The following is a 25,747-nucleotide window of genomic DNA, read 5'->3' on the forward strand; positions in this document are numbered from 1 at the left end:
GGCACGTGACGCCCTCGACGCGGCGACCGGGCCGTCACGGACACGCCGCTCGGGCGCCGCTACCGGCTGGGCGGCTGAGACGTCGGCCGGTGCGGCGTGCGGCGGAGCCCGTCAGGCCAGGCCGCGCGCCGCGTGCCAGGCGGCGATCCGCTCGAGCGCCTCGTGGACGGCGTCCGGGCCGGCGGCGAAGGAGAGCCGGACGGACTCGGGCCCGTGGACGGCGTCGAAGTCGTCGCCGGGGGTCAGCGCGACGCCGGCCTCCTCCAGCAGGGCGGCGCAGTAGCCGACGGCGCTGCCGAACTCCGCCAGCATGCCCGGGGCGAGACGGGCCCACAGGTAGAAGGCGCCGTCGGCGGGGGCGGCGTCGGCCCAGCCGAGCCGGGGCAGGGCGGCCAGCACGACGCCGCGCGTCGCCGTGAAGCCGCCGGCCTGCTCAGCGCAGAACGCGTAGGACTCCTCGCTGAACGCGTGGACGGCCGCCTCCTGTGCCGCGGCGGGCGGGCAGAGGGCGACCGAGCCGGCGAGGCCGTCGACCGCGGCGGCCAGATCGTCCGGCATGAGCATCCAGCCCAGCCGCCAGCCGGGCATGCCCCAGTACTTGGAGAACGAGCTGACCACGAGCGCGGTGCGGGAGGTGCGCCATGCGCAGGCGCCGAGCCCCTCCCCGTCCGTGTGCACGATGCCGTGGTAGATCTCGTCCGAGACGAGCCGCACACCGCGTTCCTCGCACCAGCGGGCGAGTTCGGCGAGCTCGGCGGCGCTGACCATCGTGCCCGTGGGATTGGCCGGGGAGGCGAGCACGAGCCCCGCGACCGGGCCCTCCGCGAGCGCCGCCTCCAGGTGGGCGACCGTGGGCTGGTAGCGGGTGCCGGCGTCGACGTCCACGTCCACCACCTCCACCCCGAGCGCCGTGAGGATGTTGCGGTACGCCGGATAGCCGGGGCGCGGCAGGAGCACGCGGTCCCCCGGGGAGAACGCCGCGAGGAAGCCGAGCATGAACGCCCCCGAGGAGCCCGTGGTGATCGCGACCTGCTCGGGGCGCACGTCGAGCCCGTACCAGCGGCGGTAGTGGCCGGCGACGGCGGCCCGCAGCTCCGGCAGGCCCAGCGCCGGGGTGTAGGTGAGGGCACAGCCGGAGGCGTGGACGGCGGCGGCCGCGGCGTCGACGGCGGGCGGGGCGCCCCCGCCCGGCTCCCCCGCGCACAGGCTGACGACGTCGTGGCCGGCGGCACGCAGCTCGGCGACCCGGCCGAGGATGCTCATCACCGTGAACGGCGGCACCTGCGACCGGGCGGACGGCGCGAAGGCAGGGGCGGCGGTGCTGACGGGGGCGGCGGTGCTGGCGGGGGCGGCGGTGCTGGGCCGGGACGGGCGACGCATGGCCCGAGGCTACCCCCCGCTTTCGTTCGGGAAACGGCGCCCCGGGGACGACTTTCGTTGACAAAACGGGCGGGCGGGACGCCGTTTCATCAACGAAAACGTCGCGACACGCCGCCGTTTCGTGAACGAAAACGTCCGGCCCGCCTCGCGCGGCCCTCACTCCTCGGCGCCGAGCATCTCCCGGATGTCCTCGGCGGTGAGGGAGTCGGTGAAGGCGCCGGCTCCGGAGTCGTCGGACTCGTCCATGAGCGCGCCGAACAGCTCGGCCTTGCGCCGCTGCAGCTCGAGCACCTTCTCCTCGATCGTCCCCTCGGACACGAGCCGGTAGACCATCACGGTCCGCTCCTGCCCGATCCGGTGCGCCCGGTCCACGGCCTGCGCCTCCGCAGCGGGGTTCCACCACGGATCCATGAGGAACACGTAGTCCGCCTCGGTCAGGGTCAGGCCGAAGCCGCCCGCCTTCAGGGAGATCAGGAACACCGGCGCCTCGCCCTCGCGGAAGCCGCGGATCACGTCGGCGCGCCCGCGCGTGGAGCCGTCGAGGTACGCGTGCTCGATCTCCAGGTGGTCCAGCTCCTCGGCGATCACCCGCAGGAAGCTCGTGAACTGGCTGAACACGATCACGCGGTGCCCCTCGCCGATCACCTCGGTGAGGTCGTCGAGGAACCGCTCGAGCTTCGAGCTGGGCACGGAGGCGTACTGGTCGTCGACGATCTGCGGCGCCAGCGCGAGCATCCGCAGCAGCGTGAGCGACGTGAAGATGGTGAACCGGTTGCCGTCCATGTCCCCGAGCAGGCCCAACACCTTGCGGCGCTCGCGCTGGAGCACGCGGTCGTAGAGCTTGCGGTGGGCCGGCTCGAGCTCCACCTGGAGGATCTGCTCCTGCTTGGACGGCAGGTCCTTCGCCACGAGCTCCTTGGAGCGGCGCAGCATGAACGGGCGCACGCGGCGGCGCAGGGCCGCCATCCGCTCGGGGTCCCCCCCGGTCTCGATGGGGGTCACGTAGGTCTCGCGGAACCGGCGGTGGCTCGGGAACAGGCCCGGCACGACGACGCCCAGCAGCGCCCACAGGTCGCTGAGGGAGTTCTCCATCGGCGTGCCGGTGATGGCCAGCCGGAAGGGGGCGCGCAGGTCGCGGGCCACCGTGTGCACCTTCGCGGCGCGGTTCTTCAGGAACTGTGCCTCGTCGAAGACCACCCCGCCCCAGTCGAGTCCGCCGTACTGGCCGGCGTCGATCCTCAGGAGCGTGTAGCTGGTGACCACCACGTCCGCCCCCGCCACCTCGTCCGCCACGGCGGTGCCGCGCTTGCGGGTGGTGGTGTCCAGGACGCGCACGTCGAGGTCCGGGGTGAACTTCTCGGCCTCGGCCGCCCACACGGACACCACGGAGCTCGGCGCGACCACGAGGAACGGCGGCCGCTCGGGCCGGGCCTGGCGCGCGTGGGCGAAGAGCGCGAGGGTCTGGACGGTCTTGCCCAGGCCCATGTCGTCGGCCAGGATCCCGCCGAGGTCCTGCTCCCACAGGAACGCGAGCCAGCGCAGGCCCTCCTCCTGGTAGGGGCGCAGGTCGGCCTTCAGGCCGGCGGGGCGCGGGGCCTCGGGGAGGCGCTCGACGGCGGCCAGACGCCCGACGGCGGCGGTCCACTCCGGGTCCTCGTCCACCTCGTCCGCGAGCTCCTTGAGGTCCTCCCAGAAGCCGACCTGGTGCCGTGAGACGGGGGTGTGCTCCGGGGTCCACTCCTGCAGGGTGGCGGCCTCGGAGAGCAGGGCGCGCAGCCGGTCGAAGGCGGGGTGGTCGAGGCCCAGGTAGGAGCCGTCCGCGAGGATCAGCGTGGTCCTGCCCTGCACGAGCGCGGTGAACAGCTCCACGAACGGCAGCACGTGCCCGTCCACGGAGACCTGCACGCCGAGGTCGAACCAGTCGTTCTGCGTGGCCTTCGTGCCGACCTCGATGCGCGGGGCGGCCTTCAGCTCGCGGTAGTCGGGGCGGTCGCCGGTGACGTCCACGCGCACGTGGTCCGCGCGCTGCAGCAGCGGCAGCACCTGCTCGGAGAACCGGGCGGCGCCCACGCCCTCGAGGACCTGCTCCTCCGCACGGCCGGCGCGCGGCCAGAGCTCGGCCACGGCGCGCAGCACCGCGTCCTCGTGCCGGGTGTCCCGCAGGGGGTCGCCGCCGGCGTCGAGGCCGAGTTCGCGGGGCGGGTCGAAGTAGAGCCAGGACCAGCGCAGCACGAGCTCGTGGCCGGGTCGGAAGTCGGCGCGCAGCCGCAGCACGGGCGGCTCGAACTCGGGCAGCTCCACGGAGGCGTCGCCGCTGGTCACGGGCAGGGCGCCACGCAGCCGCGGGTAGATCCGGCCGAGGAACTCCTCGCGGTCCGCGGCGGGCACGCGCACGGGCCCGCCGGCGAGCACGAGCTGCTGCACGGCCTCGGGGACGGGGCGTGCGGCGGGGATCAGGTGGAGCACGGCCTCCTCGTCCGTGAGCTCCACGCGGTAGAAGCCGATGCCTCCCACGGCGTGCACACCGCACAGCCCGGGGCCGGGCGGGGCCGGGTCCAGGGACGGGGCCACGTCCAGACCGCCGTCGGGGGCGCGGGTGACGTCCAGCCCGACGGCGACGGGCGCCTCCAGCACCACGTCCGTCAGCAGCCCCAGCGGCACGAGCTCCACCCCGACCTCGCGGGCCTCCGCGAGCAGCTGCCAGATCCGCGGGGAGTCGAAGACGTGCAGACCGAACCAGGCGTCGCCCGGGTAGGAGTCCTCGGCCTGGACCTGACGCCAGATCAGGCGCATCGCCCGCTCCTGGGCGGGGGCGAACTCGGCGCGCGGGAACTGGAACGCCTTCCACGTCAGCCCGCCCTTGATCCACGTCCCCTTGGCCCCGCGCTTGAGCGGGCGCACGGTCACGTACAGCGGGCGGCCCTCGCGCACCTGCTCCTCCCCGGCGGTCGCCGGGCCCCACTGCTGGAACGCGTTGCGGGAGGACTCGGCCACGAGCTCCACGCCGATCGCCAGCGCGGGCGGCGTGCCCACCCGGCGCGGGCCGTGGAGTCCGGCCAGCGGCTCCATGACCCGTCGCCAGTCCAGGCCGGCAGGGGGTGGGGGTGCCGCCCCGTCCGCGGCCGGGGCGTCGAGGCCGGCCGGGCCGCCGCCGTCGTGGCCCCGGCCGGCGGGCGCGGGCAGCGCGTCCGCCGTGGTGACCATCTCGGCGAGCTTGCGGCGGGCGTCGTCGAGGGCCTGGTCGGCGTCGAGGCGGACCACCTGGTAGAGCGCGGCGGCCACGTGCTTGCAGTCCGTCCCGACCGGGCACGTGCAGCGCCCGCCCACCGGCTCCATGAGGGCGCCGGCGCCGTCCTCGGCGGCGTCGTCGTAGGCCTCCTGCAGCTGCACCTGCACCCGGTAGGGGCTGGGCGCGGTGCCCTGGACGGAGGCGCTCAGACGGCCGGTGGCGGCGTCATAGCGCAGGCGCCCCACGGCACCCGACGCGGCCACGGCGAAGCCGCGGTCCGCACTGGTGGGCCCGACGACGGCGCGGATGGCCTCGGTGCGCAGGTGCGGCAGGACGTCTCCGGAATCTGCAGTGGCCATAGCGAGCAGTCTTTCACGGACCGTGCCGGGCCCGCTCCGACCGACGCAGGTCCGGCGGCGTGCCCACTCACGGGCCCCGGGTCCGCACACCTGAGACCTTCAGCCCGACCCGCCCCGGACCCTAGAGTGCGCCCATGGCGTCCACACAGCCCTCCCCCGTCCCCGCCGGTGCCACGCCGGCGTCCCACACCTCCCCCCTCGGCCTGTCCCTGCCGGACGGCCGGGGCCGTCGCGTCCTCGTCACCGGTGCCACCGGTTACGTGGGCGGGCGCCTCATCCCCGAGCTGCTCGCCGCCGGCTTCGACGTCCGGGCCGGCGCCCGGAACCCCTCCGACCTCGCGGACCGACCGTGGTCGGACAGCATCGAGGCGGTGGAGCTCGACCTCACCGAGGCGGACCTCGTCGAAGCCGCCATGCAGGACGTGCACACCGTGCTCTACCTCGTGCACTCCATGGGCGGGGGCGGCGACTTCGTGGCCCAGGAGCAGCGGATCGCGGACATCGTGGGCACCGCCGCGGACACGGCCGGCGTGGCCCAGCTCGTCTATCTCTCCGGCCTGCACCCGGACACGGTCCCCGTCGCGGAGCTGTCCGACCACATGCGCTCCCGCGCCCTCGTGGCCGAGCGTCTCGAGCGGGCGGCGACCCCGGCACTGACGTTCGAGGCCGGGGTGATCATCGGCTCGGGCTCCACCTCGTTCGAGATGATCCGCCACCTCGCCGAGCGGCTGCCCGTGATGCCCGGCCCGTCCTGGCTGAGGAACCGGGTGGAGCCGCTGGCCATCCGCGACGTCCTGTACTACCTCCTGCAGGCCTGCGCCCTCCCGGAGCCCGTGCAGCTGCGGGCCCAGATCGGCAACGGGCACCCCCAGCCGTTCGCGAGCGTGCTGGTGGACTACGCCAAGGCCGCCGGCCTGTCCCGGCGCATCGTGATCCCCACCCCGTTGCCCTTGAAGACCCTGGCGGGCTTCTGGATCGGCATGGTGACCCCCATCCCGGTCGCGGTGGCCCTGCCCCTGGCCGCATCCCTCGCCGAGGAGGCGGTCGTGGAGGACCGCTCGGTCCGCGACCTCATCCCGGACCCGCCGGGCGGGCTGACCTCCTACATGGACGCCGTGCGGCTGGCGCTGAAGCGGGAGAAGGAGGGTCCCCTGGACGTCACCTTCGACGCGGACCTCCAGAGCTCCGCGGACCCGGCCGCCTCCCTGCCCTCGGATCCCGAGTGGGCCGGCACCACGGTCTACACGGACGAGCGCGAGCGCGAGTCCGACCTGCCCGCGCAGGAGGTGTGGCCGGTGATCGAGTCGGTGGGCGGCGCCAACGGTTGGTATTCCACCCCGCTGCTGTGGAAGATCCGCGGGCTGATGGACAAGTTGGCCGGCGGGCCCGGCCTGACCCGCGGCCGGCGGGACCCGAACCACCTGCGACGCGGCGACGCCGTGGACTGGTGGCGGGTGGAGGACGTGGAGCCGGGGCGGCGGCTGACCCTGCGGGCGGAGATGAAGGCCGGCGGGCGGGCCTGGCTGCAGCTGAGCACCGAGCCGCGGGAGGGCGGAGGCTCCGTCTACCGCCAGCGGGCGGTCTTCATGCCGGACGGCCTGCTCGGACGCGCCTACTGGACCGCCATCCTGCCCTTCCACGCCGTGGTGTTCCCGGAGATGGCCGCGAACATCCTGGCCGAGGCCAGGCGCCGGCACGACGGCGGCGAGCGTCCCCGCACCCGCGGCCTGCTGCGGCCGCTGGTGGACCGGCTGCCCCTGCGTCGCAACCCGTTGGACAGGCGAGCCCGCGGCGCCGGCGGCGCTCAGTCGCGGGACTGACCGTCGGGGCCACGCCCCCAGTGGGGCCGGGGGCGTGACCGGGCCGCCCGGCGCAGCCACCGCCGCCCGGGGGACAGCCGGGCCCAGTTGACCTGCAGGGTGGTGACCGCCATCCGGCCCTGCCGCACCCGCTGGCGCAGGGAGTGGAAGATGCGCCCGGCGACCTCCACCCGCAGGTCCGGATCGAACCGGATCCGGCGGCCGGCCAGGGCCAGCTGGAAGGACAGGTCCAGGTCATCGTGCACGTCCCCGCGTTCGCGGTGGACGCGGGTCCGCACAGCCTGCCACGCCTCGGCGCGCAGGGCGCAGTTGGAGCCCCAGACGGGGGTGGCCGCCACCGCGGCGCCCGCCCCCCAGCGGTACGCGCCGGTGTAGAGCGCCGCCCGCACCTGTCCCCGGAGGCCGGGCTGGTCGTGGAAGGTCCCCGGCCCGGTGAGGGCGTCGAGCCCGGGGTCGGCGTCGAACCGAGCCACGATCCGTTCGAGCCAGTCCGCGGGCATCCGCGTGTCGGCGTCGCAGCGCACCAGCAGTTCCCCGACCGCGGCGTCCAGGCCGGCGGCCGCCGCGGCCGGGACCCCGCGGCGCGGCTCGTGCACCACCCGCGCGCCGGCGGCGCGGGCGAGCACCGCCGAGTCGTCCACGCAGCCGTTGTCCACCACCACCACCTCCAGCGCCGGCCGGCTCTGGGCGGCCAGCAGGGCGAGACACACGCGCAGGTGCTCGGCGTCGTCGAGCACCGGGACGACCACGGAGACCGTGGGGCGGGCCGGGGTCACCGGATGCGCTCCCGGCGCACGGCGAGGGCGGCGCCGATCCCGGCGCCGACGAGATCGGCGGCGAGGTCGCCGATGGTGTCCGTGTGGCCCACACCGATCTCGGGGGTCACCGCCGTGTGCCCCCACCATTCGGCCAGCTCCCACACCACGCCCAGGGCCACGGCGGCGGCCGCGATCCCCAGCCCGGCCAGGCCCGGGCCGAGCAGGGCCACGGCCTGCCCGGCCTCGGTCCCCCGACGCCGGAGCCATGCCCCCACCACCAGTGCCGTCAGACAGGCGACCACGGCGGAGGCGGCGGCGTGCACGAGCAGGTCCAGCCACGGCACCCGCGGGTAGAGGCCGATGACGCTCAGCCACCCGGCCAGCAGCAGGACCGCCTGCGCGGCCCAGTCCAGGGCGCCGCCCGGGGCGAGCCAGCGGGTGAGCCACTGGGAGCCGAACACGAGCAGCATCGCCGCCGCGGACGGCCATCCGGCGTGCACCGCCGCGACCGGGACGAGGATCAGGCCGAGCGCGCGCAACAGGTCTGCGGGGATCAGCGGCAGCATGTCAGCGATCGTCCGGGTGGGGGCGGCGTCCCGGCCGAGGGCCGCGCCGACCGGCACGACCACGGCTCGTCAGCAGCAGCCAGAGCGCCGGCAGCAGCAGGGCGGAGCCGAGCGGGTAGGCGAAGTCCTCCACGGGCGCCTGGCCCACGTAGGCACCCACCAGCAGCTCATGGCCGTAGTCGAAGAGCCCCGCGGCGATCATCACGTTGTCGAAGACCGCCGTGAGGGCCCACAGGGCCACCAGGGTGGCCGCCACGGCCCGCAGGTGCTCGCCCCGCACGCGGCCGACGAGGGCGGCGCCCACGAGCACGGCCAGGGCGAAGCCCACGAAGACGAGGACGAGGTCGAGGAAGGTCACCGGCTGCCCCCGTCGGTCGGATCGGCCGGCGTCGCGGCACGGGCGTCACCTCGCCGGCCGCGCAGCAGGCGCAGCGCCCCGGTGAACAGCACCATCGTGATCTGGCTGAGGAAGAGCAGGAAGAACCCCTCCTCCAGGGGCAGCTGGGGGGCGAGCATCACCCCGGTCATGTAGGGCGACTGCCGGTGCAGGAACACGCCTTCGGCGATCCCCCACAGGTCCCAGGCGAAGAAGTAGGCCACCCCGGCGGCCAGCACCAGCAGCGCCGGGAGCGGGCGATGCCACAGGAACAGCTCGAAGCGCCGGTCCACCAGCAGCATGCAGCCGATGACACCCAGCAGGGCCAGCAGGTAGATCATGCCGCCGCCCCCCGGGTCAGCGCCCACCCGATCAGCAGCAGGGTCACGAGGAAGCCGGTCACGTAGTTCAGGGGGAGGAACAGCTGCCAGCCGCGGTGGGCCGCGCCCGAGGTGGCGTCCGTGATGCGGCGGAAGCGCAGGGTGTTCACCACGTAGGGCACGGCCAGCAGCGCCGCGAGCGGGCCCGGCGGGTCGGTGGCCAGCAGCAGAAGGCCCGCCGCCGCGTACAGGCCGGCGGCGAGCAGGACGGTGCGCCGAGCGCCCAGCACGGTGGCCACCGAGGCCAGGCCCCCCTCCCGGTCCGGCACCACGTCCTGCACCGCCCCGAACATCTGCGAGGCCATGCCCCACAGGAAGAACGCCCCCAGCAGCGCCGCCAGGGCGGGCGTGGGGGTCGCCCCGGCCAGCGCGAGGCCGTAGACCGCGGGGGAGACGAAGTGGGTGGCGGAGGTGGCGGCGTCCAGGAAGGGCCGCTCCTTGAACCGCAGCCCCGCCCAGGAGTACGCCACCACCGCGAACAGGCTCACCGCGAGCACCAGCACGGCGGCCCACTCGCCCCGCACGGCGGACCAGCCCGCGAGCACGGCCACGAACGGCACGGGCAGCAGCACCGACCACGCCAGCACCCGGCGGCGCACCGCGGGGTCGCCCAGCACGGAGCCCTCCACACCCCCCTTGCGGGGGTTGCGCAGGTCCGAGGCGAAGTCGAACACGTCATTGATGCCGTACATGGCCAGGTTGTAGGGCACCAGGAAGAACACGACGCCCAGGACCACCAGCCACGCGGGCAGCCCCCCGGTCAGGATCGCGGCGGCGGCGAACGGGTAGGCCGTGTTCACCCAGCTGACCGGCCGGGACGCCCAGAAGAGGGTGCGGATCATGTGCCGCTCCCCCCGGGGCCCGCGGGCCGGGCCCTGCGCGCGTCGTGGCGCAGTTCGTCCCGGACCACTTCGGCGGAGATCAGGCACATGGGCACCCCGATTCCCGGGCGCACCGAGGAGCCCGCGTACATCAGGCCGGCCACGTCCGCGTCCCGCACCGAGGGGCGGAACATGGCCGACTGCGCCAGCGTGTGCCCGGGGCCCAGCAGCGAACCCCGCCAGGCGTGCACGTCCGCGGCGAAGTCACCGGGCCCGTAGGTGCGCCGCACCACGATGCGCTCGGCCAGGTCGGGGATCCCGGCCCAGCGGGCCAGCTGATCGAGGGCCCGGTCCGCCACGGCCTCCACCTGGGCGTCCCCGGCGCGGTCCACCCGCCAGCTCTGGCCGTCACGGACCCGGATGCCGCCGCGCCCCCACCCCGGCTCGGCGGGGGCCGGGACGAGGATGAAGAGGTTCTCGTCGCCCTCCGGGGCCACGCCCGGGTCCGTGGCGGAGGTGCGCGAGACGTAGATCGACGTGTCCGCGGCGAGGTCCTCCCCCCGCTCGATGCGCCCGAAGTTGTCCTCCCAGTCCGCCGTGAACAGCAGGGTGTGGTGGGCCAGCTGGGGCAGGGATCCGCGCACCCCCACGCACACGAGCACGCCGGAGGGACCGGGGTCGCGCCGGTCCCACGTGGACTCCGCGACGCGCCGGCCGGGAGGCAGCAGACGGGTCTGCACGTGGTGCAGGTCCGCGGCGGCCACCACCACATCGGCGTCGAGGCGTCCCGCGGCGCCGTCGTCGGACCGCCAGGCGACGCCGGTCACCTGGCCCGGGCGGCGACGTCGGCCCTCGTCCCCGCGGGCTGCTCCCGGCCTGGGCAGGCGGGCGGCCAGGCGTCCGAGGCGGCCGGCGGGGGCGGGACGGTCCACGACCTCCACGGCGGTCGCCTCGACCCCGGTGCGGATCTCCACACCGGCCTCACGCACGACCTCCGCCATGGCGTCCACGAGGGCCGCGAACCCGCCGAGGGGGTACTGCACGCCGTCGGCGAGGTCCAGATGGGACATCAGGTGGTACATGGCGGGGGCACGGTCGGGGGACGTGCCGAGGAAGACCGCCGGGTAGCCCAGGATCTGGCGCAGCCGGGGATCCTGGAAGCGGGCCGCCACGTGGGAGCGCAGGCCCCCCAGCAGCTGGGGCCCGAGGGCCGGCAGGGCGCGCAGGACGTCCGGGTGGGCCAGGGCGGCCGGCCGGCGGAAGTCCGTGTAGAGGAAGTGCTCCTTGGCGAGCCCGTAGATCCGGGACGCGGAGTCGAGGTAGGCCCGCAGCCGGCGCCCGGCGCCGGGCTCGAGGGACTCGAACAGCGTCTCCGCGTGGCCGGTGCGCACGTCCACGGGGGGCTCGTGGAGGTGCCCCTCGAAGTACACCCGGTAGCCGGGGTCCAGACGGCGCAGGTCCAGCCGTTCGGCGGCGGAGGTCCCCATGAGGCGGAACCAGCGGTCGATCACCTCGGGCATCAGGTACCAGGAGGGCCCGGTGTCGAAGGTGAACCCCGCCTCAGACCAGCGTCCGGCACGGCCGCCCAGGACGGCGCCGCGCTCCAGCAGCGTCACCCGGTGCCCGTCGCGGGCCAACAGGCCCGCCGTGGCCAGTCCGGCGAAACCGCCGCCCACCACCACGGTGCGCGGGCCGAGAGCGGTGTCCCGGGCGCTCATCGGCGGCCTCCCCGGCGGCCCCGTGCCAGGACGCGGGCGGCGATCCGGGCCTTCTGATGGTCCGGCACCCGGACACGGCGGTGGGCCAGCTCGGCCGCCGGGGTCGCCTCGATCCGGTCCACCAGGGCCGCGAACAGTCCGTGCGCCAGGGCCACGGCGCGCCCGGCCCCGGGGTCCAGGACACGGATGCCGGGCAGGGCGGCGTCGAGGTCGGCGCGGACCTCGGCCACGAGCTCGGCCTTGCGGGCCTCGGTGAGCACGCCCGGTGCGGCACCGGGCAGGTAAGTGCGGCCCAGCTCGTGGTGGTCCGCGGCCAGGTCCCTGAGGAAGTTGACCTTCTGGAACGCCGCCCCCAGCCGGGAGGCCTGCGCGCGCAGCTCCTGCCGCTGGCCCGGGGTCCGGGCCCGCGTGCCGGGGAGGGAGAGGAAGACCTGCAGGCACATCAGCCCCACCACCTCGGCCGAGCCGTGGATGTAGGCGTCCAGGGACTCGGCGCCGTGCTCGCGGATCCCCAGGTCCGCGCGCATGGAGGCGAAGAAGGGACGGGTCAGCTCCGGGGTGATGCCGTGGCGACGGGCCACGTCGGCGAAGGCGTGCAGGACCGGGTCGGTGGCGAAGCCCGACGCCATCGCGGCCTCACACGCCCGCTCGTAGTCGTCCAGGGCGGCGCGGACCCCGGCCTCGTCGAGCCCGGCGGCCACCGCGACGCCGTCGACCACCTCGTCGGCGACGCGGACCATGGCGTAGATCGTGGCCACGTCCTGGCGTGCCTGCCGGGGCAGGGTGCGGCAGGCCCAGGAGAAGGACGTGGAGTAGCGGCGGATCACCTGGGCCGCTGCGGTGTGGGCCGTCCGCGTGTACAGCGCGGCAGGGCTCGGGGTGGGCGCGGCCATCTCAGGACCTCCGGGTCAGCACGGCGTGGCAGGCGTCGGCGAACTCCGCCCGGACCGTCTCGTCCAGGGGCAGGGCCGCGATGCGCTCGCGGGCGCGGACGGTGAGCTCGGCGGCGACGTCGAGGGCGTGCTCCCGGGCACCGGCCGCCTCGAGGGCGCGGCGGGCGGCCTCGATGTCCGCGGGGGTGGCCGGGCCCGCGTCGAGCAGGGCGCGGACGGCGGGGATGCGGCGGCCGTGGGCGGTGAGCACGGTGGCCTTGCCCTCGCGCAGGTCGCCGTCGGCGGACTTGCCGGTCTCCCCGGGATCGCCGAACACGCCGAGGACGTCGTCGATCACCTGGTAGGCGGCGCCGAGGTCGGCGCCGGCCTCGCCCATCGCCCGGGCGAGGTCGGGATCCGCCCCGGCCAGGAGGGCGCCGGCGCGCAGGGGCGCGCCGACCGTGTAGTGCGCCGTCTTGAGCCGTTGCATGGCGAGGATGCGGTCGGGATCGGGCTCCTCACCGGTGTGGCGGGACAGCCCCAGGAGCACGTCCTCGAGCTCGCCGGCCGCAGTCACGGCGGCGGCGTCGAAGACGACGGCGGCGGCCTCGGCGGCCCGGGCGGTGTCGGCGGCACAGGTGGCGGCGAGCCGGAACGCCTGGGTGAGCAGGACGTCCCCCGCGATGAGGGCGACGGCGACCCCGGCGTGGGCGGCGTCCGCGGCGGGCACCCCTCGGGCCTCGAGGCGGTGCCGGGCGGAGGCGTGCACGGCGGGCTGGCCGCGCCGCAGCACGTCCCGATCGATGACGTCGTCGTGGACGAGCAGCGCGGTGTGCAGCAGTTCGAAGGCGGCCCCGAGTCGGTCGACGGCAGCGCGGCCGGACGGAGGGACCGGGTCGGCGGTCGCCAGGCGCCAGCCGAGCTCGACGAGACGGGGGCGGATGAGCTTGCCGGCGCCCACATGGACGTGGAGCGAGTCGAGCAGCTCGGCGAAGGCGGCGGATCCGGGCGCCTGGGCCGCGGCGTGTCGGAGCGCGGCGTCCAGCTCGGCGGTCACCCCGGAGAGCGCGGCCTCGCCGCCCGTCCTCGCTTCACCCATGGCGCCTCCTCGGTGGCGGACACGACGCGGCACCGACCGCCGCACCTGTTCGACCGTCTAACTTCTGGACGCAGAAGACACTACGGGCCGCGCCGGTCCCGCGTCCATCCGCGGCGGTCCCGGGCGGCGCGATCTCACGACGCACGGGGCCGCCGGCGGGATCAGGCGTCGGCGGACGCCGTCTCCAGGGTGATCTCCGGGTCCACGATCTGACCCTCCCACTCACCGGAGACCCCGTACACGACGCAGTGCTTCTCGTCGGTGCCGTAGTTGCCCAGCTCGGAGGAGGTCAGGACGGCCCCGTTCAGCTGGTCCTCCTTCTCCTCGCTCAGGCGCTGGGCCTGGGCGGTGCAGGTCTGGGCGGCGGCGGGGTCGGCCTCCTCACCCTCGGCCACGGCCGGCACGGCCCACAGGTACTCCGCGGTGTGGGCGCCCTCGCAGTCGGTGGTCTCGAAGGAGGACAGGTCACGCGCGCCGAGCGGGGCGGTGAAGCACGTGCCGGCCTCGTAGTCGGCCGGGGCCGCGGACAGCGACGACGCCGAGGCGGACGAGGACTCCGCACCCTGCGTGGACGCGGAGGCGGGCGCCGTCGTCGAGGCGGACGCGTCGGCGTCGGACGAGTCCTGACCGCCGCACGCGGTGAGGGCCAGCAGCGCGGCAGCGGACAGGCCGGCAAGACGGGCGGAACGGGACAGGGCGGCGAAGGCCATGGGATGCTCTCCTGGAGTGACGTGGGACGCGCCGGGGTGTGGCGCCGACCTCAGCACTCTAGCCACGCCCGGCCGTCGGGATCGGGCCGAGGTGACGTGGCCCACATCTGATGGGCGGCCCGGCTCGCCTGCCACACTGAGAGGCATGCAGACCCCGGCCACGCCCTCCCCGCACGACCGCCCCTCCCCCGTCGTCCGACCGTGGATGGCGGCCTCGGACGTCCCGGCCGCAGGCCCCGACGACGTCGAGCGCGTGGTCCTGCTGTCCCCGGCGGGCGAGGCCGTGGGCACAGAGGCCAAGGCCACGGTCCACCGCCGCACCGAGGACGGCGGCACGGCCCTGCACCTGGCGTTCTCGTGCCACGTCTACGACGACGCCGGACGGTTCCTGCTGACCCGCCGCGCACTCGGGAAGAAGGCGTTCCCCGGGGTGTGGACCAACGGGTTCTGCGGGCACCCCGGGCCCGGCGAGTCCCCGGCGGAGGCCGTGCTGCGCCGCGCCCCGCAGGAGCTCGGCGTCCCGGTGCGCGACGTCGTCGAGGTGCTGCCCGACTTCCGCTACCGCGCCGTGGACGCCTCCGGCATGGAGGAGCACGAGGTCTGCCCCGTGTTCCGGGCCCGGATGCACGGCGACCCCGCCCCGGAGCGGGACGAGGTCGCGGAGTGGTGCTGGGTGGAGCCGGCCGAGCTGACCGCCGCCCTGGCCGCCGTGCCCCGCGCGTTCAGCCCGTGGCTCGTGGAGCAGTGGCAGCAGGGGGCGTTCGACCCGCGGTGAGCGGCCGGCGCGGCGACGCCGCGCGGGCCGTCAGCGGCCGTTGACGTCGTCGAGGTGGGCGGCGGTGGACTGCACGGCCTCGTCCTGCCCCGGCTCGGCGTCGCCCTGCTGGCCCTGCTGCTCCTCGGCCAGGCGGCGGACCTCTGCGATGTCGAGGCCCTTGACCTGGTCGAGCAGCTGCTCGAGCGCGGTGCCCGGCAGGGCGCCGGCCTGGGAGAACACGAGCACACCGCCGCGGAAGGCCATGAGCGTGGGGATGGAGGTGATGCCGGCCATCGCCGCCAGCTGCTGCTGGTCCTCCGTGTCGACCTTGGCGAACACGACGTCCTCGTGCTTCTCCGAGGCGGCCTCGAACACGGGGGCGAACTGGCGGCACGGGCCGCACCAGCCGGCCCAGAAGTCCACGAGCACGGTGTCGTTCTCGGCGACGGTGGAGCCGAACTCCTCGAGGGTCAGGTCCTTGGTGGCCACGGTGGGTCCTTTCGTCAGCGGGGCCGACGCGCTCACGCCGGCGATCGTCCTGCCGACCACAACGGACGCCCCGCGGCACCTATTCCGCCCCACCCCGCTTTCGTTCGGGAAACGGCGGCGTGTCCCGGCACTTTCGTTCGGGAAACGGGCGCCTTCCACGCACTGTCGTGGCCGAGACGGGAGCCGTCGTCGTCGCTTCCTAGACTGACCGCATGACCGCCACTACCGCCCTGCCCCTGCTCGTGCTCAACGGCCCCAACCTGAACCTGCTCGGCACCCGCGAGCCCGAGGTCTACGGCACGGCCACCCTCGACGACGTCCGTGCGCTCACCGAGGCCCGCGCGGCCGAGCACGGGCTGACCGTGGACTTCCGACAGTCCAACCACGAGGGCGAGCTCATCGACTGGATCCAGGAGGCCCGCACCTCCCACGCTGGCGTCCTCATCAACCCCGCCGCGTACTCGCACACCTCCATCGCGATCCGCGACGCCCTCGCCGCCGTCGACCGGCCGATCGCCGAGGTGCACATCTCCAACGTCCACCGGCGCGAGGCGTTCCGGCACCACTCGCACGTCTCCGCCGTCGCCGACGTCGTGATCGCCGGGGCGGGCGTCCAGGGCTACGCCCTCGCCGTCGACTGGCTCGCCGCGGCTGTGCGCCGCTGAGCGCTGGTCAGGACCCGCCTGGCCGTGCCTAGGGTCGGTGGTACGAGCCGGTGGCCACATCAGGGCGCCGGCACCCGACGACGAAGGAGTCACGCCATGGGCACCCAGGATCCCCGCGCCCGTCTGCTCGAGAAGCTCGCGAAGGTGAACGTCTGCATGCTGACCACCGCTGAGCGGGACGGCACGCTCGTCACCCGCCCGATGGGCCTGCAACAGGCCGAGGACGGCGGCACGCTCTGGTTCCTCACGCGCGCCACCTCCGACGTCGCCGCGGACGCTCCGCAGCGCCCGGTCAACGTCGCCGTGCAGGACAAGGACTTCTGGGCCTCCCTCGCGGGCCACGGTCAGCTCGTCCGCGACGACGCGCGCAAGAAGGAGTTCTGGAACCCGGCCACCGAGGCCTTCTTCGGTGAGGGCTCGAGCCCCGAGGATCCGCAGATCGTGCTCGTGCGCGTGGACGTGCAGACCGCCCAGTTCTGGGAGTCCCCGGGCGCGGTGGCCACCGCCGTCGAGCTGGTCAAGGCCAAGGTCACCGGCGGGACCGCCGAGCCGGGCGACAGCGAGACCGTCCGCTTCTGACGGCGCTCCCCGACGCCGGCCCCGCGGCTTGCCCGAGGACGGGCCGGTGGGCGCCGCGCGCGGGGCCTCGGCAGGTCAGTCGACGTCCTCGGCCGCCAGCTGGCCGCACGCGCCGTCGATCTCCTTGCCGCGGGTGTCGCGCAGGGTGGTGGGGATGCCGGCGGCGTTGAGCCGGTCCACGAACTCGCGCGTCACGTCCTTCTCCGAGGCGGTCCAGATGGAGCCCGGCGTCGGGTTCAGCGGGATCGGGTTCACGTGCACCCAGCCCTTGCCCCGGGCGTTGAGCTTCTTGGCCAGCAGGTCGGCGCGCCACGCGTGGTCATTCATGTCCTTGATGAGCGCGTACTCGATGGACACCCTGCGCCCGGTGGCCACGAAGTAGTCGTACGCGGCGTCGATCGCCTCGTCCGCCTTCCAGCGTGAGTTCACGGGGATCAGCTCGTCGCGCAGCTCGTCGTCCGGCGCGTGCAGGGACAGCGCGAACGTCAGCGGCACGCCCTCCTCGGCCAGCTTCCGGATGGCCGGCACCAGGCCGACGGTGGACAGCGTGATGTTCCGCGCGGACATGCCCAGGCCCTCAGGCGAGGGGTCCACCATGCGGTGCACGGCGGCCATCACGCGCTTGTAGTTGGCCAGGGGCTCACCCATGCCCATGAACACGACGTTGGTGACGCGGTCGGCGTCGTGCCCGCCATCCTTGCGCTTGCCGCCCAGTCCGCCCTGGGCGATCACCTGGTTGGCCAGCACGATCTGCTCCACGATCTCCGCCGTGGACATGTTGCGGGTCAGCCCGGCCTGGCCCGTGGCGCAGAACGGGCAGTTCATCCCGCAGCCGGCCTGGCTGGACACGCACAGCGTCACGCGGCCGGGATACCGCATCAGCACGGACTCCACGAGAGCGCCGTCGAACAGCCGCCACAGGAACTTGACGGTGTCCCCGCGGTCGGTCTCCATGCGCCGGACCTCGGTGAGCAGCGGCGGGAAGAACGCCTCCGCGATCGCCTCCCGCTTGTCCTTGGGCAGGTCCGTCATCTGCTCCGGATCGGTGGTGTAGTGCTCGAAGTAGTGCACCGAGAGCTGCTTGGCGCGGAACGCCGGCAGCCCGATCTCCTTGGCCTTCTCCTGCCGTTCCTTCAGCGTGAGGTCGGCCAGGTGGGTGGGCGGCTGGGAGACGCGCGGCTGCTTGAACTGCAGCTGCGGTCGGCCGTCCGGGCCCATCGGCTGGGTCCAGCCCTCGGTCTTCGGCATCACCTGGGGGCGCTCGGCGGTGGCGGCCTCGCGGCGCTTGGGCGCGGAGAGCTGGTGGCCGACGCCGGCGCGGCGCATGCGCTCTCGGTCCTCGGCGAGCTGGCGCGCCTCGGACTCGTCGATCAGGCCGCGCTCGGGGCGGCCGAGGGCCGGCTTGCCGGCGCGGTCCCTCTGGCGGTTCGGGGTGGGCTTCGATCCGGGGCGGCGGGGCTGGTAGTCAGACATCGGCACCATTCTCCCAGACGGGGCGGACTTCGCGGCGGGTCGCCTCCACGTCGACGGCGCCGCGCGGCTTTCGCGTCCGGGGCAGCCCCCGCAGGACCCAGCGGACGACGACGCCGCGCACCGTCGCCGGCAGCGGCCGGTACAGGGTGCGCGCCAGCCCCCAGAGGCGTGCCTCCCGGACGGAGTCCCGCCCAGTCCAGGACCAGCCGAGGCCGGCGCGCACGCGGCCTGGGAGGAGACCGGCGGTGACGAACCGGGCCAGGGGCATAGCCGCCCGCAGCGGCGCGGGGACGCCCTGGCCGGAGAACAGGTCGGCGGCGACCCGCCGCGCGTCGTCCGTGACCTCGAGCCGGGCCACCCGGTCGTCCCAGTAGTCCGCAAACGCCGCGCGGTCGACCGGCCAGGCGGAGGCGGGGACCTCGAGGCTCGTGGCGAGCGGGGCGTACCCGCGGTAGAGGCGGTCGGCGTCCTCGGCGTCGAGGGCGCCCCACATCCGGCGGCGCACCTGCTCCCCCATCGCATAGAGGGTGGCGGCCACCCAGAGCTGGGCGTCCGGGTCGGCGGCGTCGTAGGGGTGGCCTCCGGCGTCGAGCCCGCGGACCGGGCGGTGCGCCGCCCGCACCCGGTCGACGACCGCGTCGCGCAACGGCGCGGCCTCGGGGAGGGTGACCGCGTAGATGTAGGCGAGCGTGTGGCGGAGCCGGCGCATCGGGTCCTCGGTGAACCGGGAGTGGACGGCGACGCCGGCCCCCACCGGCCGGTGCGCCACCTGGAGCAGGATCGCCGCACCGGCACCGGCGAGGATCACGGCCTCGCGGGCGAGGGCGGCCGCGGAGGTCGGGGCGGAGTGGCAGTCGGGGCGCATGGTCCCAGCCTCGCACCGGGCCGGGCGGAGGGGCAGGGGGCCGAGATGAACGGTGCCGTTCACCTTCTGTTCATCTTGCTGTTCGCCTGCCGCTCGTGGCACCTCGATCCGAGAACCGCATGATTGCGCTGATTTCGCGCCATGCAGGCATGCGCGACAGGGTGTCACAGGTCACGTTGGTGAACACGGAGTTGCACTCCGGGAGGAAATCTGTAAACTTGTTCACAAGCAGTTCACCTAGCGTTTACGGAACGCGAGGTCGGGACTCCACCGAACTCATCACCCGCGGCCCCGCCGCGACGATCCGCCGGACTCGTGGTCCGGCAACCAAAGGAGGTGCTCACCGTGAGCATCAACACGACCAGCCACCACCTGCCCACCGCCCCGAGCCCCCTCATGCAACGCCACGTGCTCCAGCGCGTCGAGGAGACCCTCCTCCGCCGCTTCGAGGGCACCGTCACCGCCGAGACCGTCCGCTCGGTCGTCCGCGAGGTCGTCGCCGACCTCAAGCGCGGCGCCCGCATCACCACCTTCCTGCCGGCCCTCGCCGAGCGCGAGGCCACCCGCCGCCTCCAGGCCGCGACGCCGGCCCACGAGGCCATGGCCGTCGCCGCCTGATCCCCCATACCGACGCGACGACCCGTCGGCCCGCCCCGCGAGGGGCCGTGGCCGGCGGGTCTTCTCGCCTCCCCGGACGCTTTCGTTCGGGAAACGGCGGGCCCCAGGACGCTTTCGTTCGAGAAACGGTGTGAACGCTCCGGGGCGCCGTTCCCCCGCCGCCCACGCGACTCCGAGGTGCGGCGCCGTTTCTCACACGAAAGCACCGCGACACGCCGCCGTTTCCTACACGAAAGCGTGGGTGACGCGGACGGGGGGCCCGGCACGGGAGGCCTCAGTCCTCGGCGACGCCCAGCGCTCGGCGCATCGGCAGGAACTTGGCCCGGATCTCCGTGACCTCCTCCTCGGGCACCGCTCCCGGGACCATCCCGCCCCCGGCCTGCAGCCGCACCCCGCCGGGCACCTGCTGGCCACAGCGCAGCGCCAGGGCGATCTCGCCGTCGCCGTCCTGGTCGAGCCACCCGACCGGGCCCGCATAGCGGCCGCGGTCCACGGGCTCGACCTCCGCGATCACCCTCACCGCGTCCGGCGTGGGGGTCCCGCCGACGGCCGCCGTCGGATGCAGCGCGGCCACCACGTCCAGCACGGTCCCCCGCCCATCCCGCAGCCGGCCGCGCACGGACGTGGCCAGGTGGTGCACGTTCGGCAGGGTCAGGACGGTGGGCGCGGGGTCGTCATCGGCGAGGTCGACGACGGGCGCCAGCGCGTCCAGCACCGACCGCGCCGCCCAGCGATGCTCCTCCGCCAGCCGCGGATCACAGGCCAGACGCTCCCGCAGCGCGGCGTCCTCCTCCTCGTCCGCGCCGCGCGGCATGGACCCCGCCAGCACCCGCGAGCCCACGAGCCCCGCGTGCCGCGTGGCGAGGACCTCGGGCGTGGCGCCCAGCAGCCCGCCGACGGCGAACACCCAGGTCTGCGGGTACTCGCGGCGCAGGGCCCCGATCGCCCGCCACAGGTCGGCGTCGTCCGCGGGGACGGTCATCGTGCGGCTGATCACGACCTTCGCCAGCTCCCCGCCCGAGTCGGCCATCCGCGTCAGCAGCTCGCGCACCCCGGCCGCGTAGCCGGCGTCGTCCCAGGCACGGTCGGCGACGTCGGCGGGCAGGGGCACCGCGCCGTCGGCCAGCAGCCGGGCTCCACGGTCCGCGGCGACGGCGGCTGCGAGCGCGTCCGCGTCCATGTGCTGGGCCACGTCCCGCACGCCGGACGGCGTGGCGCGGCGCAGATCCGCGGGGATGCGCAGGACCGCGGGCTCGGGCGAGTCGTCGGCGAAGGTCGAGGAGATCCAGCCCCGCAGCGGGGCCGTCGGGTCCGGTCGCCCGGCGACGGCGGCCTGCCACAGCGCGGAGAGCCGGCGGAGCCGGTCGGTGCCGTCCAGGAGCACGGTCCAGCCGCCCTCGCCCCGCCACGCGTCGTCCCCGTGCGCCCACAGCACCGCCCGGGCGAACGGGGGGACGGCGGCCTCGGGGGTCCCGGTCGCGGGGGTGCCGAGGTCCGGGAGCAGGGAGCGGACAGACATGGCCCCCATTCTCTCCCACCTCGGCGGACCCCCGCTCCGGGCCCGGGCGTCGGCCACCGCCCCGACGACGGCGGCGAGCAGCGTCGTCGGGCGCGGAGGGATCCCGTCAAGGCTTGCGCCGGCACACCCGACGTCGCAGGGTGGGGGCACCCGTTCACCTCGCGTTCAGCCGACCGCCTTCCCCGGAGGACTCGCATCATGGCCCCCATCCCCCCGGACCCCCACGCCGATCACGCACCGGCGGTGGACGACATGCCGCTGGACACGACGGCCGCGCCGGACACCCTCGCCCCGGTGGACCCCGTGCCGCACGGGATGGCCGCGCACGTGCTGGAGCGCGAGGTCCGGCCGCTGATGGCGCGCTTCCCCGGCGTGGCCGACGAGGCGACGGCGCGTCAGGTCCTGTTCGACTCCTACGCCGAGCTCGCCGCGACGAGCCGCCACCCGGAGATGCTGCCGACCATCTCGGTGCAGCATGCCGCCTCGCGCCTGCGCGCCAGGGCGATCAACCAGGGCAGCATCGAGTCCCGCCACCCGCGTGTGCTGTTCGTCTGCCACGGCAACGCCGGCCGCTCGCAGATGGCCGCGGCCCTGCTCGAGAACCGCACCCACGGCGAGGTCAGGGCCCGCTCGGCCGGCACGGAGCCCGCCGGCGAGGTCATCTCCACCGCGTTCGAGGCGATGAACGAGATCGGCATCCCGCTGCACCACACGTACACCAAGGGCCTGGACCCGGACGTGCTCCGGGCCGCCGAGATCGTGGTGCTCTTCGACGGCGCGGATCCGTTCGAGATCCCCGAGGGCGCGCAGGTGCAGAAGTGGTCCGTGCCGTCGATCCGCGGCATGAGCCTCGAGCAGGTGCGCGGCGTGCGCGACGCCCTGGACCTGGAGGTCCGCGGCCTGATCGCCGATCTGGGCGAAGCCGCCACCCCGCTGCCGGAGGAGGGCACCCGCGTCGGCCGACCCCTTGACCTATACCCCCCTGGGGTATAGAACAGGGGGTATGAGCACGGACAGCACGACGACGGCGCCCGCCGCCGCCTCGCCCCTTCCGTCCGCCGCGGCGGACGCCTGCGACGGCCACCGGCCCCCGCACGAGGTGCACCGGGACAAGGCGAAGCACCTCGCTCGACTGCGCCGCATCGAGGGGCAGGTGCGCGGCCTCCACCGCATGGTGGACGAGGACGTGTACTGCATCGACGTCCTCACGCAGGTCGCCGCCGTCACGAAGGCGCTGCAGTCCCTCAGCCTGAACCTCACCTCGGAGCACCTGCGTCACTGCGTGGCGGAGGCCGCGGTGCAGGCCGAGGCGGAAGGCCGCACCGAGCTCATCGACGAGAAGGTCGCCGAGGCGACGGCCGCCCTCGGCCGCCTGCTGCGCTGACCGGCGCCGTCGCCCACCCACCACCGCACGAGGAGCACGAGATGACCACCACCGACCTGAAGATCACCGGCATGACTTGCGGCCACTGCGTCGCCTCCGTCCAGGAGGAGCTCGGCGAGATCGCCGGCGTCTCCGCCGTGGACGTGGACCTGAACTCCGGTGGCGTCTCCACCGCCACCGTCACCTCCGAGGCCCCCCTCGACCCCGCCGCCGCGCGCGCCGCCGTCGAGGAGGCCGGCTACACGCTGGTGGGGGCCTGACCCATGACCCACCCCGCCTCCTCCACCCCGGCCGGCCCGCAAACCGAGACCACCCGCCGCGTCGACCTGGACGTCACCGGCATGACCTGCGCCTCGTGCGTGGGTCGCGTCGAGCGCAAGCTGGGCAAGCTCGAGGGCGTCACGGCGTCCGTGAACCTGCCGCTCGAACAGGCCACCGTCACCGCGCCCGCCGGCGTGTCGGACGAGGAGCTCGTGGCCGCCGTCGAGAAGGCCGGGTACGGCGCCACGGTGCGCCGTCCCGCCCCGCCGGCCGGCCAGGCCGGGCACGCGGGACACGCGGGACACGCCGGGCACGCGCACACCTCCGACCACGGCGAGGGCCACGCCGCGGACCATGACGGCGTGGACCACCACGACCACATGGCCCACGGTCCGAGTGAGGACGTGCTCACGCCGCGCCTGATCGGCGCGGCGGTGCTGACGGTGCCGCTCGTGTTGATCTCCATGGTCCCGGCGCTGCAGTTCCCGCACTGGGGCTGGGTCGCGTTCGCCCTGGCGGCGCCCGTGGCGCTGTGGGCGGCGTGGCCGTTCCACTCGGCGGCGTTCCGCGCGGCCCGGCACGGCTCGTCCACGATGGACACCCTCGTGTCCGTGGGCGTGCTCGTCTCCTTCGTGTACTCGGCCGTGGAGCTGATCCTGGCGCCGGACATGACCGCCCACGTGGGCGGGACCATGGCGGAGATGGCCCACCACAGCCTGTACTTCGAGACGGCCGCGGTCATCACCACGTTCCTGCTGCTGGGCCGCTGGCTCGAGGCCCGCGCCAAGCGTGAGGCCGGCGCCGCGCTGCGCGCCCTCCTGGACCTGGGCGCGGCCCAGGCCACCCTCTACGACCCCGAGACCCACGCCGAGCGCACGGTGCCCGCCGAGTCCCTCGCGCCGGGCGACGTCGTGCTGATCCGCCCCGGCGAGAAGGTGCCCACGGACGCCGAGGTGCTCGAGGGCACCTCGGCCGTGGACGCTTCCCTGCTCACCGGCGAGTCCGTGCCCGTGGAGGTCGGCCCCGGGGACGCCCTCACCGGCGCCACCCTGAACACCTCGGGCCGGCTCGTGGCCCGCGCGACGCGGGTCGGCTCGGACACGACGCTCGCCCAGATGGGGCGGCTCGTCTCCGAGGCGCAGACCGGCAAGGCGCGCGTGGCCCGGTTGGCCGACCGCATCTCCGCCGTGTTCGTGCCGATCGTGCTCGGGATCGCCGTGCTGACCTTCGCGGTGTGGATGATCGTGACCGGCGACCTGCCGTCCGCGCTGCGCGCCGGCGTGGCCGTGCTCGTGATCGCGTGCCCGTGCGCCCTCGGCCTGGCGACCCCGGTCGGCCTGCTGGCCGGCACCGGCCGCGCCGCGCAGCTGGGCATCCTCATCCGCGGCCCCGAGGTGCTCGAGGACTCGCGCACCGTGGACACGATCGTGCTGGACAAGACCGGCACCGTGACCGAGGGCCGCATGGCGCTGGCGGACGTGCTCGTCCTCGACCCCGCTTTCGTGGCCGAAACGGGCGCCTCCCGGAGCGCTTTCGTTGACGAAACGGCGCCGGACCAGGCCGCCGACGTCCTGCTGACCCTGGCGGCCGCCGTCGAGCGCGGGTCCGAGCACCCGATCGCCCGCGCGATCGTGGCCGGCGCCGAGGAGCGCGGCCTGACCGTGCCCGGCGTGGCGGACTTCGCCTCCACGGCCGGCGGCGGCGTGTCCGGGCTGGTCGCCCTCCCCCACGACGACGGCGCCCTCGGCTCCGGCGCGCACGGCGCCGCCGGCCCGGATCCGGTCCGCGTGGCCGTCGGCCGCGGCTCCGTCCTCGAGACCGCCCTCGACGGCGGCATCCCCGCCGAGCACCGTGCCGCGTTCGAGGCGGCGGAGCAGGCCGGCGCCACGGCCGTGTGGGTCGCGGTCGGCGGCCGCGTGGCGGGCGTCCTGTCCGTGCGGGACACCGTGAAGGAGACCTCGGCGGACGCCATCGCCCGGCTCAAGGAGCTCGGCCTGCGCCCGCTGCTGGTGACCGGGGACAACGCCGCCGTCGCCACCCAGGTGGCGGCCGCCGTCGGGATCCCGGCCGAGGACGTGGTGGCCGGCGTGCGCCCCGAGGACAAGGTGGACGTGGTCCGCCGGCTCCAGTCCGAGGGTCACGTGGTGGCCATGGTCGGCGACGGCGTCAACGACGCCCCGGCCCTGGCTGCCGCGGACATGGGCATCGCGATGGGCTCCGGCACGGACGTGGCCCGCGAGGCCGCGCAGATCACCGTGATGGGCGACGACCTGCACCAGGTGGTCCAGGCGCTCGACCTGAGCCGCCGCACGCTGGGGATCATCCGGATGAACCTGTTCTGGGCGTTCGCCTACAACGTGCTCGGCATCCCGGTCGCGGCCCTGGGCCTGCTCAACCCGATGATCGCCGGCGGCGCGATGGCGGCCTCGAGCGTGCTCGTGGTGCTGAACTCGCTGCGGCTCACCCGCTACGCGCGGTGAGCCGGGGCGGGGCCGGCCGAGCCGGGTCCACCCCGGCCGGCCGGCCGGCCGGTCAGGGCAGGCATTCGCGGGAGTACTCGAGCCACTGCTCGAGCTCCCCGGACTCCTCCCAGAGCTGGTAGAGCTCGGAGCAGGAGGGCTCGCGGATGACCACGCCGATCAGCTCGCGCAGGGTCTCGATGTCCTCGTCCGAGAACTGGCCGATGAAGGCGGTGAGGTCCACCTCGTCCGCCTCCGCGTGCTCGAGCAGGGCCTCGAGGTCCGCGTGGTCCTCGTTCCGGGCGATCCGCACGAGCGCCCCGAGGGTGAGGAGTGCGGCGCCCTGGCTCGCGGTCAGGTGGCCCTCGTCCTCGTCGCGACGGAAGTTCTTGCGGAACTCGTCGAGGTCGAAGGTGCCGTCGAGGACCTCGTCCACGATGTCCAGCGCGGTGTCGTTCTGGAAGACGTTTCTGCCCCATGCGCCCATGACCTGACCCTAGGGCATGTCTGACAATCGTTTTGACCATGCGATCACAGCATTCAGGACCACAGCGGCCCTGTAGATGATCGCGTACTTGTCATACCGGGTC

The 25,747-nt window shown here is 74.7% G+C and carries 25 protein-coding genes and 1 pseudogene; 9 read left to right on the forward strand and 17 right to left on the reverse strand.

Annotated features, from left to right (window positions below; translation table 11 throughout):
* Positions 1 to 111 precede the first annotated feature (111 nt).
* On the reverse strand, positions 112 to 1,380 hold the full coding sequence (locus ABIB16_RS10120; RefSeq protein ID WP_134377376.1) for an aminotransferase class I/II-fold pyridoxal phosphate-dependent enzyme: 1,269 nt from the start codon (positions 1,378 to 1,380) through the stop codon (positions 112 to 114).
* 156 nt (positions 1,381 to 1,536) lie between these two features.
* Positions 1,537 to 4,968 carry a DEAD/DEAH box helicase gene (locus tag ABIB16_RS10125; RefSeq protein WP_060973564.1) on the reverse strand — a complete coding sequence of 1,144 codons (3,432 nt, stop codon included), beginning with the start codon at positions 4,966 to 4,968 and terminating at the stop codon, positions 1,537 to 1,539.
* A gap of 134 nt (positions 4,969 to 5,102) precedes the next feature.
* Between ABIB16_RS10125 and ABIB16_RS10130 the strand changes: the two genes are divergently transcribed.
* The gene (locus ABIB16_RS10130) at positions 5,103 to 6,788 is read left to right on the forward strand and encodes an SDR family oxidoreductase (RefSeq protein ID WP_049145750.1); all 1,686 of its coding nucleotides are present in this window, start codon (positions 5,103 to 5,105) and stop codon (positions 6,786 to 6,788) included.
* Here ABIB16_RS10130 and crtX read toward each other — a convergent pair.
* The 9 genes from crtX to ABIB16_RS10175 all read right to left on the reverse strand — a co-directional run bounded on the left by crtX (position 6,773) and on the right by ABIB16_RS10175 (position 14,088).
* Positions 6,773 to 7,564, reverse strand: a complete 792-nt coding sequence (gene crtX, locus ABIB16_RS10135) for a C50 carotenoid glucosyltransferase CrtX (RefSeq protein WP_036384352.1) — start codon at positions 7,562 to 7,564, stop codon at positions 6,773 to 6,775. The two genes, ABIB16_RS10130 and crtX, sit on opposite strands and share 16 nt — an antisense overlap.
* Positions 7,561 to 8,112: a DUF2238 domain-containing protein gene (locus ABIB16_RS10140; protein ID WP_174233308.1), complete on the reverse strand. Its 552-nt coding sequence runs from the start codon at positions 8,110 to 8,112 to the stop codon at positions 7,561 to 7,563. The genes crtX and ABIB16_RS10140 overlap by 4 nt, the downstream gene beginning before the upstream one ends.
* 1 nt (position 8,113) lies before the next feature.
* Positions 8,114 to 8,470 (reverse strand): C50 carotenoid gamma-cyclase subunit beta CrtYh, encoded by a 357-nt coding sequence (gene crtYh, locus ABIB16_RS10145; RefSeq protein ID WP_020626542.1) that lies wholly within the window; start codon positions 8,468 to 8,470, stop codon positions 8,114 to 8,116.
* Positions 8,467 to 8,856 carry a C50 carotenoid gamma-cyclase subunit alpha CrtYg gene (crtYg, locus tag ABIB16_RS10150; RefSeq protein WP_036314902.1) on the reverse strand — a complete coding sequence of 130 codons (390 nt, stop codon included), beginning with the start codon at positions 8,854 to 8,856 and terminating at the stop codon, positions 8,467 to 8,469. The genes crtYh and crtYg overlap by 4 nt, the downstream gene beginning before the upstream one ends.
* Complete coding sequence (locus ABIB16_RS10155; protein WP_036314900.1) at positions 8,826 to 9,710, reverse strand: prenyltransferase; 885 nt, start codon at positions 9,708 to 9,710, stop codon at positions 8,826 to 8,828. Before ABIB16_RS10155 ends, crtYg begins: the two co-directional genes overlap by 31 nt.
* Positions 9,707 to 11,407, reverse strand: coding sequence for a phytoene desaturase family protein (gene crtI, locus ABIB16_RS10160; protein WP_061866789.1), 1,701 nt, complete (start codon positions 11,405 to 11,407; stop codon positions 9,707 to 9,709). Before crtI ends, ABIB16_RS10155 begins: the two co-directional genes overlap by 4 nt.
* Complete coding sequence (locus ABIB16_RS10165) at positions 11,404 to 12,300, reverse strand: phytoene/squalene synthase family protein (RefSeq protein WP_010079994.1); 897 nt, start codon at positions 12,298 to 12,300, stop codon at positions 11,404 to 11,406. The genes crtI and ABIB16_RS10165 overlap by 4 nt, the downstream gene beginning before the upstream one ends.
* 1 nt (position 12,301) lies before the next feature.
* Positions 12,302 to 13,378 (reverse strand): polyprenyl synthetase family protein, encoded by a 1,077-nt coding sequence (locus ABIB16_RS10170; protein ID WP_010079993.1) that lies wholly within the window; start codon positions 13,376 to 13,378, stop codon positions 12,302 to 12,304.
* A gap of 161 nt (positions 13,379 to 13,539) precedes the next feature.
* Entirely contained in the window at positions 13,540 to 14,088 is a 549-nt protein-coding gene (locus ABIB16_RS10175) for a hypothetical protein (RefSeq protein ID WP_010079992.1), read from the reverse strand.
* Positions 14,089 to 14,233: 145 nt separating this feature from the next.
* Here ABIB16_RS10175 and idi point away from each other — a divergent pair, with 145 nt between their 5' ends.
* Positions 14,234 to 14,863, forward strand: coding sequence for an isopentenyl-diphosphate Delta-isomerase (idi, locus tag ABIB16_RS10180; RefSeq protein WP_098094132.1), 630 nt, complete (start codon positions 14,234 to 14,236; stop codon positions 14,861 to 14,863).
* A 30-nt stretch (positions 14,864 to 14,893) separates the two neighbouring features.
* Here the strand turns inward: idi and trxA are convergent, their stop codons facing one another.
* Positions 14,894 to 15,334, reverse strand: coding sequence for a thioredoxin (gene trxA / locus ABIB16_RS10185; protein ID WP_069941388.1), 441 nt, complete (start codon positions 15,332 to 15,334; stop codon positions 14,894 to 14,896).
* Between the two features lie 212 nt (positions 15,335 to 15,546).
* Here trxA and aroQ point away from each other — a divergent pair, with 212 nt between their 5' ends.
* Complete coding sequence (aroQ, locus tag ABIB16_RS10190; RefSeq protein ID WP_044659289.1) at positions 15,547 to 15,999, forward strand: type II 3-dehydroquinate dehydratase; 453 nt, start codon at positions 15,547 to 15,549, stop codon at positions 15,997 to 15,999.
* Positions 16,000 to 16,095: 96 nt separating this feature from the next.
* Entirely contained in the window at positions 16,096 to 16,578 is a 483-nt protein-coding gene (locus tag ABIB16_RS10195) for a pyridoxamine 5'-phosphate oxidase family protein (RefSeq protein ID WP_044659290.1), read from the forward strand.
* A 75-nt stretch (positions 16,579 to 16,653) separates the two neighbouring features.
* Here ABIB16_RS10195 and rlmN read toward each other — a convergent pair whose 3' ends face one another.
* Together rlmN and ABIB16_RS10205 are read right to left on the reverse strand one after the other, a co-directional pair.
* Positions 16,654 to 17,826 (reverse strand): dual-specificity RNA methyltransferase RlmN, encoded by a 1,173-nt coding sequence (gene rlmN, locus ABIB16_RS10200; RefSeq protein ID WP_459536903.1) that lies wholly within the window; start codon positions 17,824 to 17,826, stop codon positions 16,654 to 16,656.
* A 217-nt stretch (positions 17,827 to 18,043) separates the two neighbouring features.
* Positions 18,044 to 18,916, reverse strand: a complete 873-nt coding sequence (locus ABIB16_RS10205) for an oxygenase MpaB family protein (protein ID WP_044659291.1) — start codon at positions 18,914 to 18,916, stop codon at positions 18,044 to 18,046.
* 345 nt (positions 18,917 to 19,261) lie between these two features.
* Here ABIB16_RS10205 and ABIB16_RS10210 point away from each other — a divergent pair, with 345 nt between their 5' ends.
* Positions 19,262 to 19,534: a three-helix bundle dimerization domain-containing protein gene (locus ABIB16_RS10210; RefSeq protein ID WP_227448856.1), complete on the forward strand. Its 273-nt coding sequence runs from the start codon at positions 19,262 to 19,264 to the stop codon at positions 19,532 to 19,534.
* A 274-nt stretch (positions 19,535 to 19,808) separates the two neighbouring features.
* Here the strand turns inward: ABIB16_RS10210 and ABIB16_RS10215 are convergent, their stop codons facing one another.
* The gene (locus ABIB16_RS10215; protein WP_095347741.1) at positions 19,809 to 21,053 is read right to left on the reverse strand and encodes an isochorismate synthase; all 1,245 of its coding nucleotides are present in this window, start codon (positions 21,051 to 21,053) and stop codon (positions 19,809 to 19,811) included.
* A 198-nt stretch (positions 21,054 to 21,251) separates the two neighbouring features.
* Here ABIB16_RS10215 and ABIB16_RS10220 point away from each other — a divergent pair, with 198 nt between their 5' ends.
* Genes ABIB16_RS10220 through ABIB16_RS10235 form a run of 4 tightly spaced genes read left to right on the forward strand, consistent with a single transcriptional unit; the run spans position 21,252 to position 25,178 of the window.
* The gene (locus ABIB16_RS10220; protein WP_127435491.1) at positions 21,252 to 22,046 is read left to right on the forward strand and encodes an arsenate-mycothiol transferase ArsC; all 795 of its coding nucleotides are present in this window, start codon (positions 21,252 to 21,254) and stop codon (positions 22,044 to 22,046) included.
* Positions 22,047 to 22,056: 10 nt separating this feature from the next.
* Positions 22,057 to 22,437, forward strand: coding sequence for a metal-sensitive transcriptional regulator (locus ABIB16_RS10225; RefSeq protein WP_002856860.1), 381 nt, complete (start codon positions 22,057 to 22,059; stop codon positions 22,435 to 22,437).
* A gap of 41 nt (positions 22,438 to 22,478) precedes the next feature.
* Positions 22,479 to 22,697 carry a heavy-metal-associated domain-containing protein gene (locus tag ABIB16_RS10230; RefSeq protein WP_098094125.1) on the forward strand — a complete coding sequence of 73 codons (219 nt, stop codon included), beginning with the start codon at positions 22,479 to 22,481 and terminating at the stop codon, positions 22,695 to 22,697.
* Between the two features lie 3 nt (positions 22,698 to 22,700).
* Positions 22,701 to 25,178, forward strand: coding sequence for a heavy metal translocating P-type ATPase (locus ABIB16_RS10235; RefSeq protein WP_206495874.1), 2,478 nt, complete (start codon positions 22,701 to 22,703; stop codon positions 25,176 to 25,178).
* Between the two features lie 52 nt (positions 25,179 to 25,230).
* Here the strand turns inward: ABIB16_RS10235 and ABIB16_RS10240 are convergent, their stop codons facing one another.
* Complete coding sequence (locus tag ABIB16_RS10240; RefSeq protein ID WP_230278162.1) at positions 25,231 to 25,644, reverse strand: DUF4259 domain-containing protein; 414 nt, start codon at positions 25,642 to 25,644, stop codon at positions 25,231 to 25,233.
* 9 nt (positions 25,645 to 25,653) lie between these two features.
* Positions 25,654 to 25,747 (reverse strand): annotated as a pseudogene (locus ABIB16_RS10245) (IS5/IS1182 family transposase); the annotation flags it as partial.

It is taken from the genome of Micrococcus sp. UYEF5 (assembly GCF_040546065.1).
GTDB classification, from domain to species: Bacteria; Actinomycetota; Actinomycetes; order Actinomycetales; family Micrococcaceae; genus Micrococcus; species Micrococcus luteus.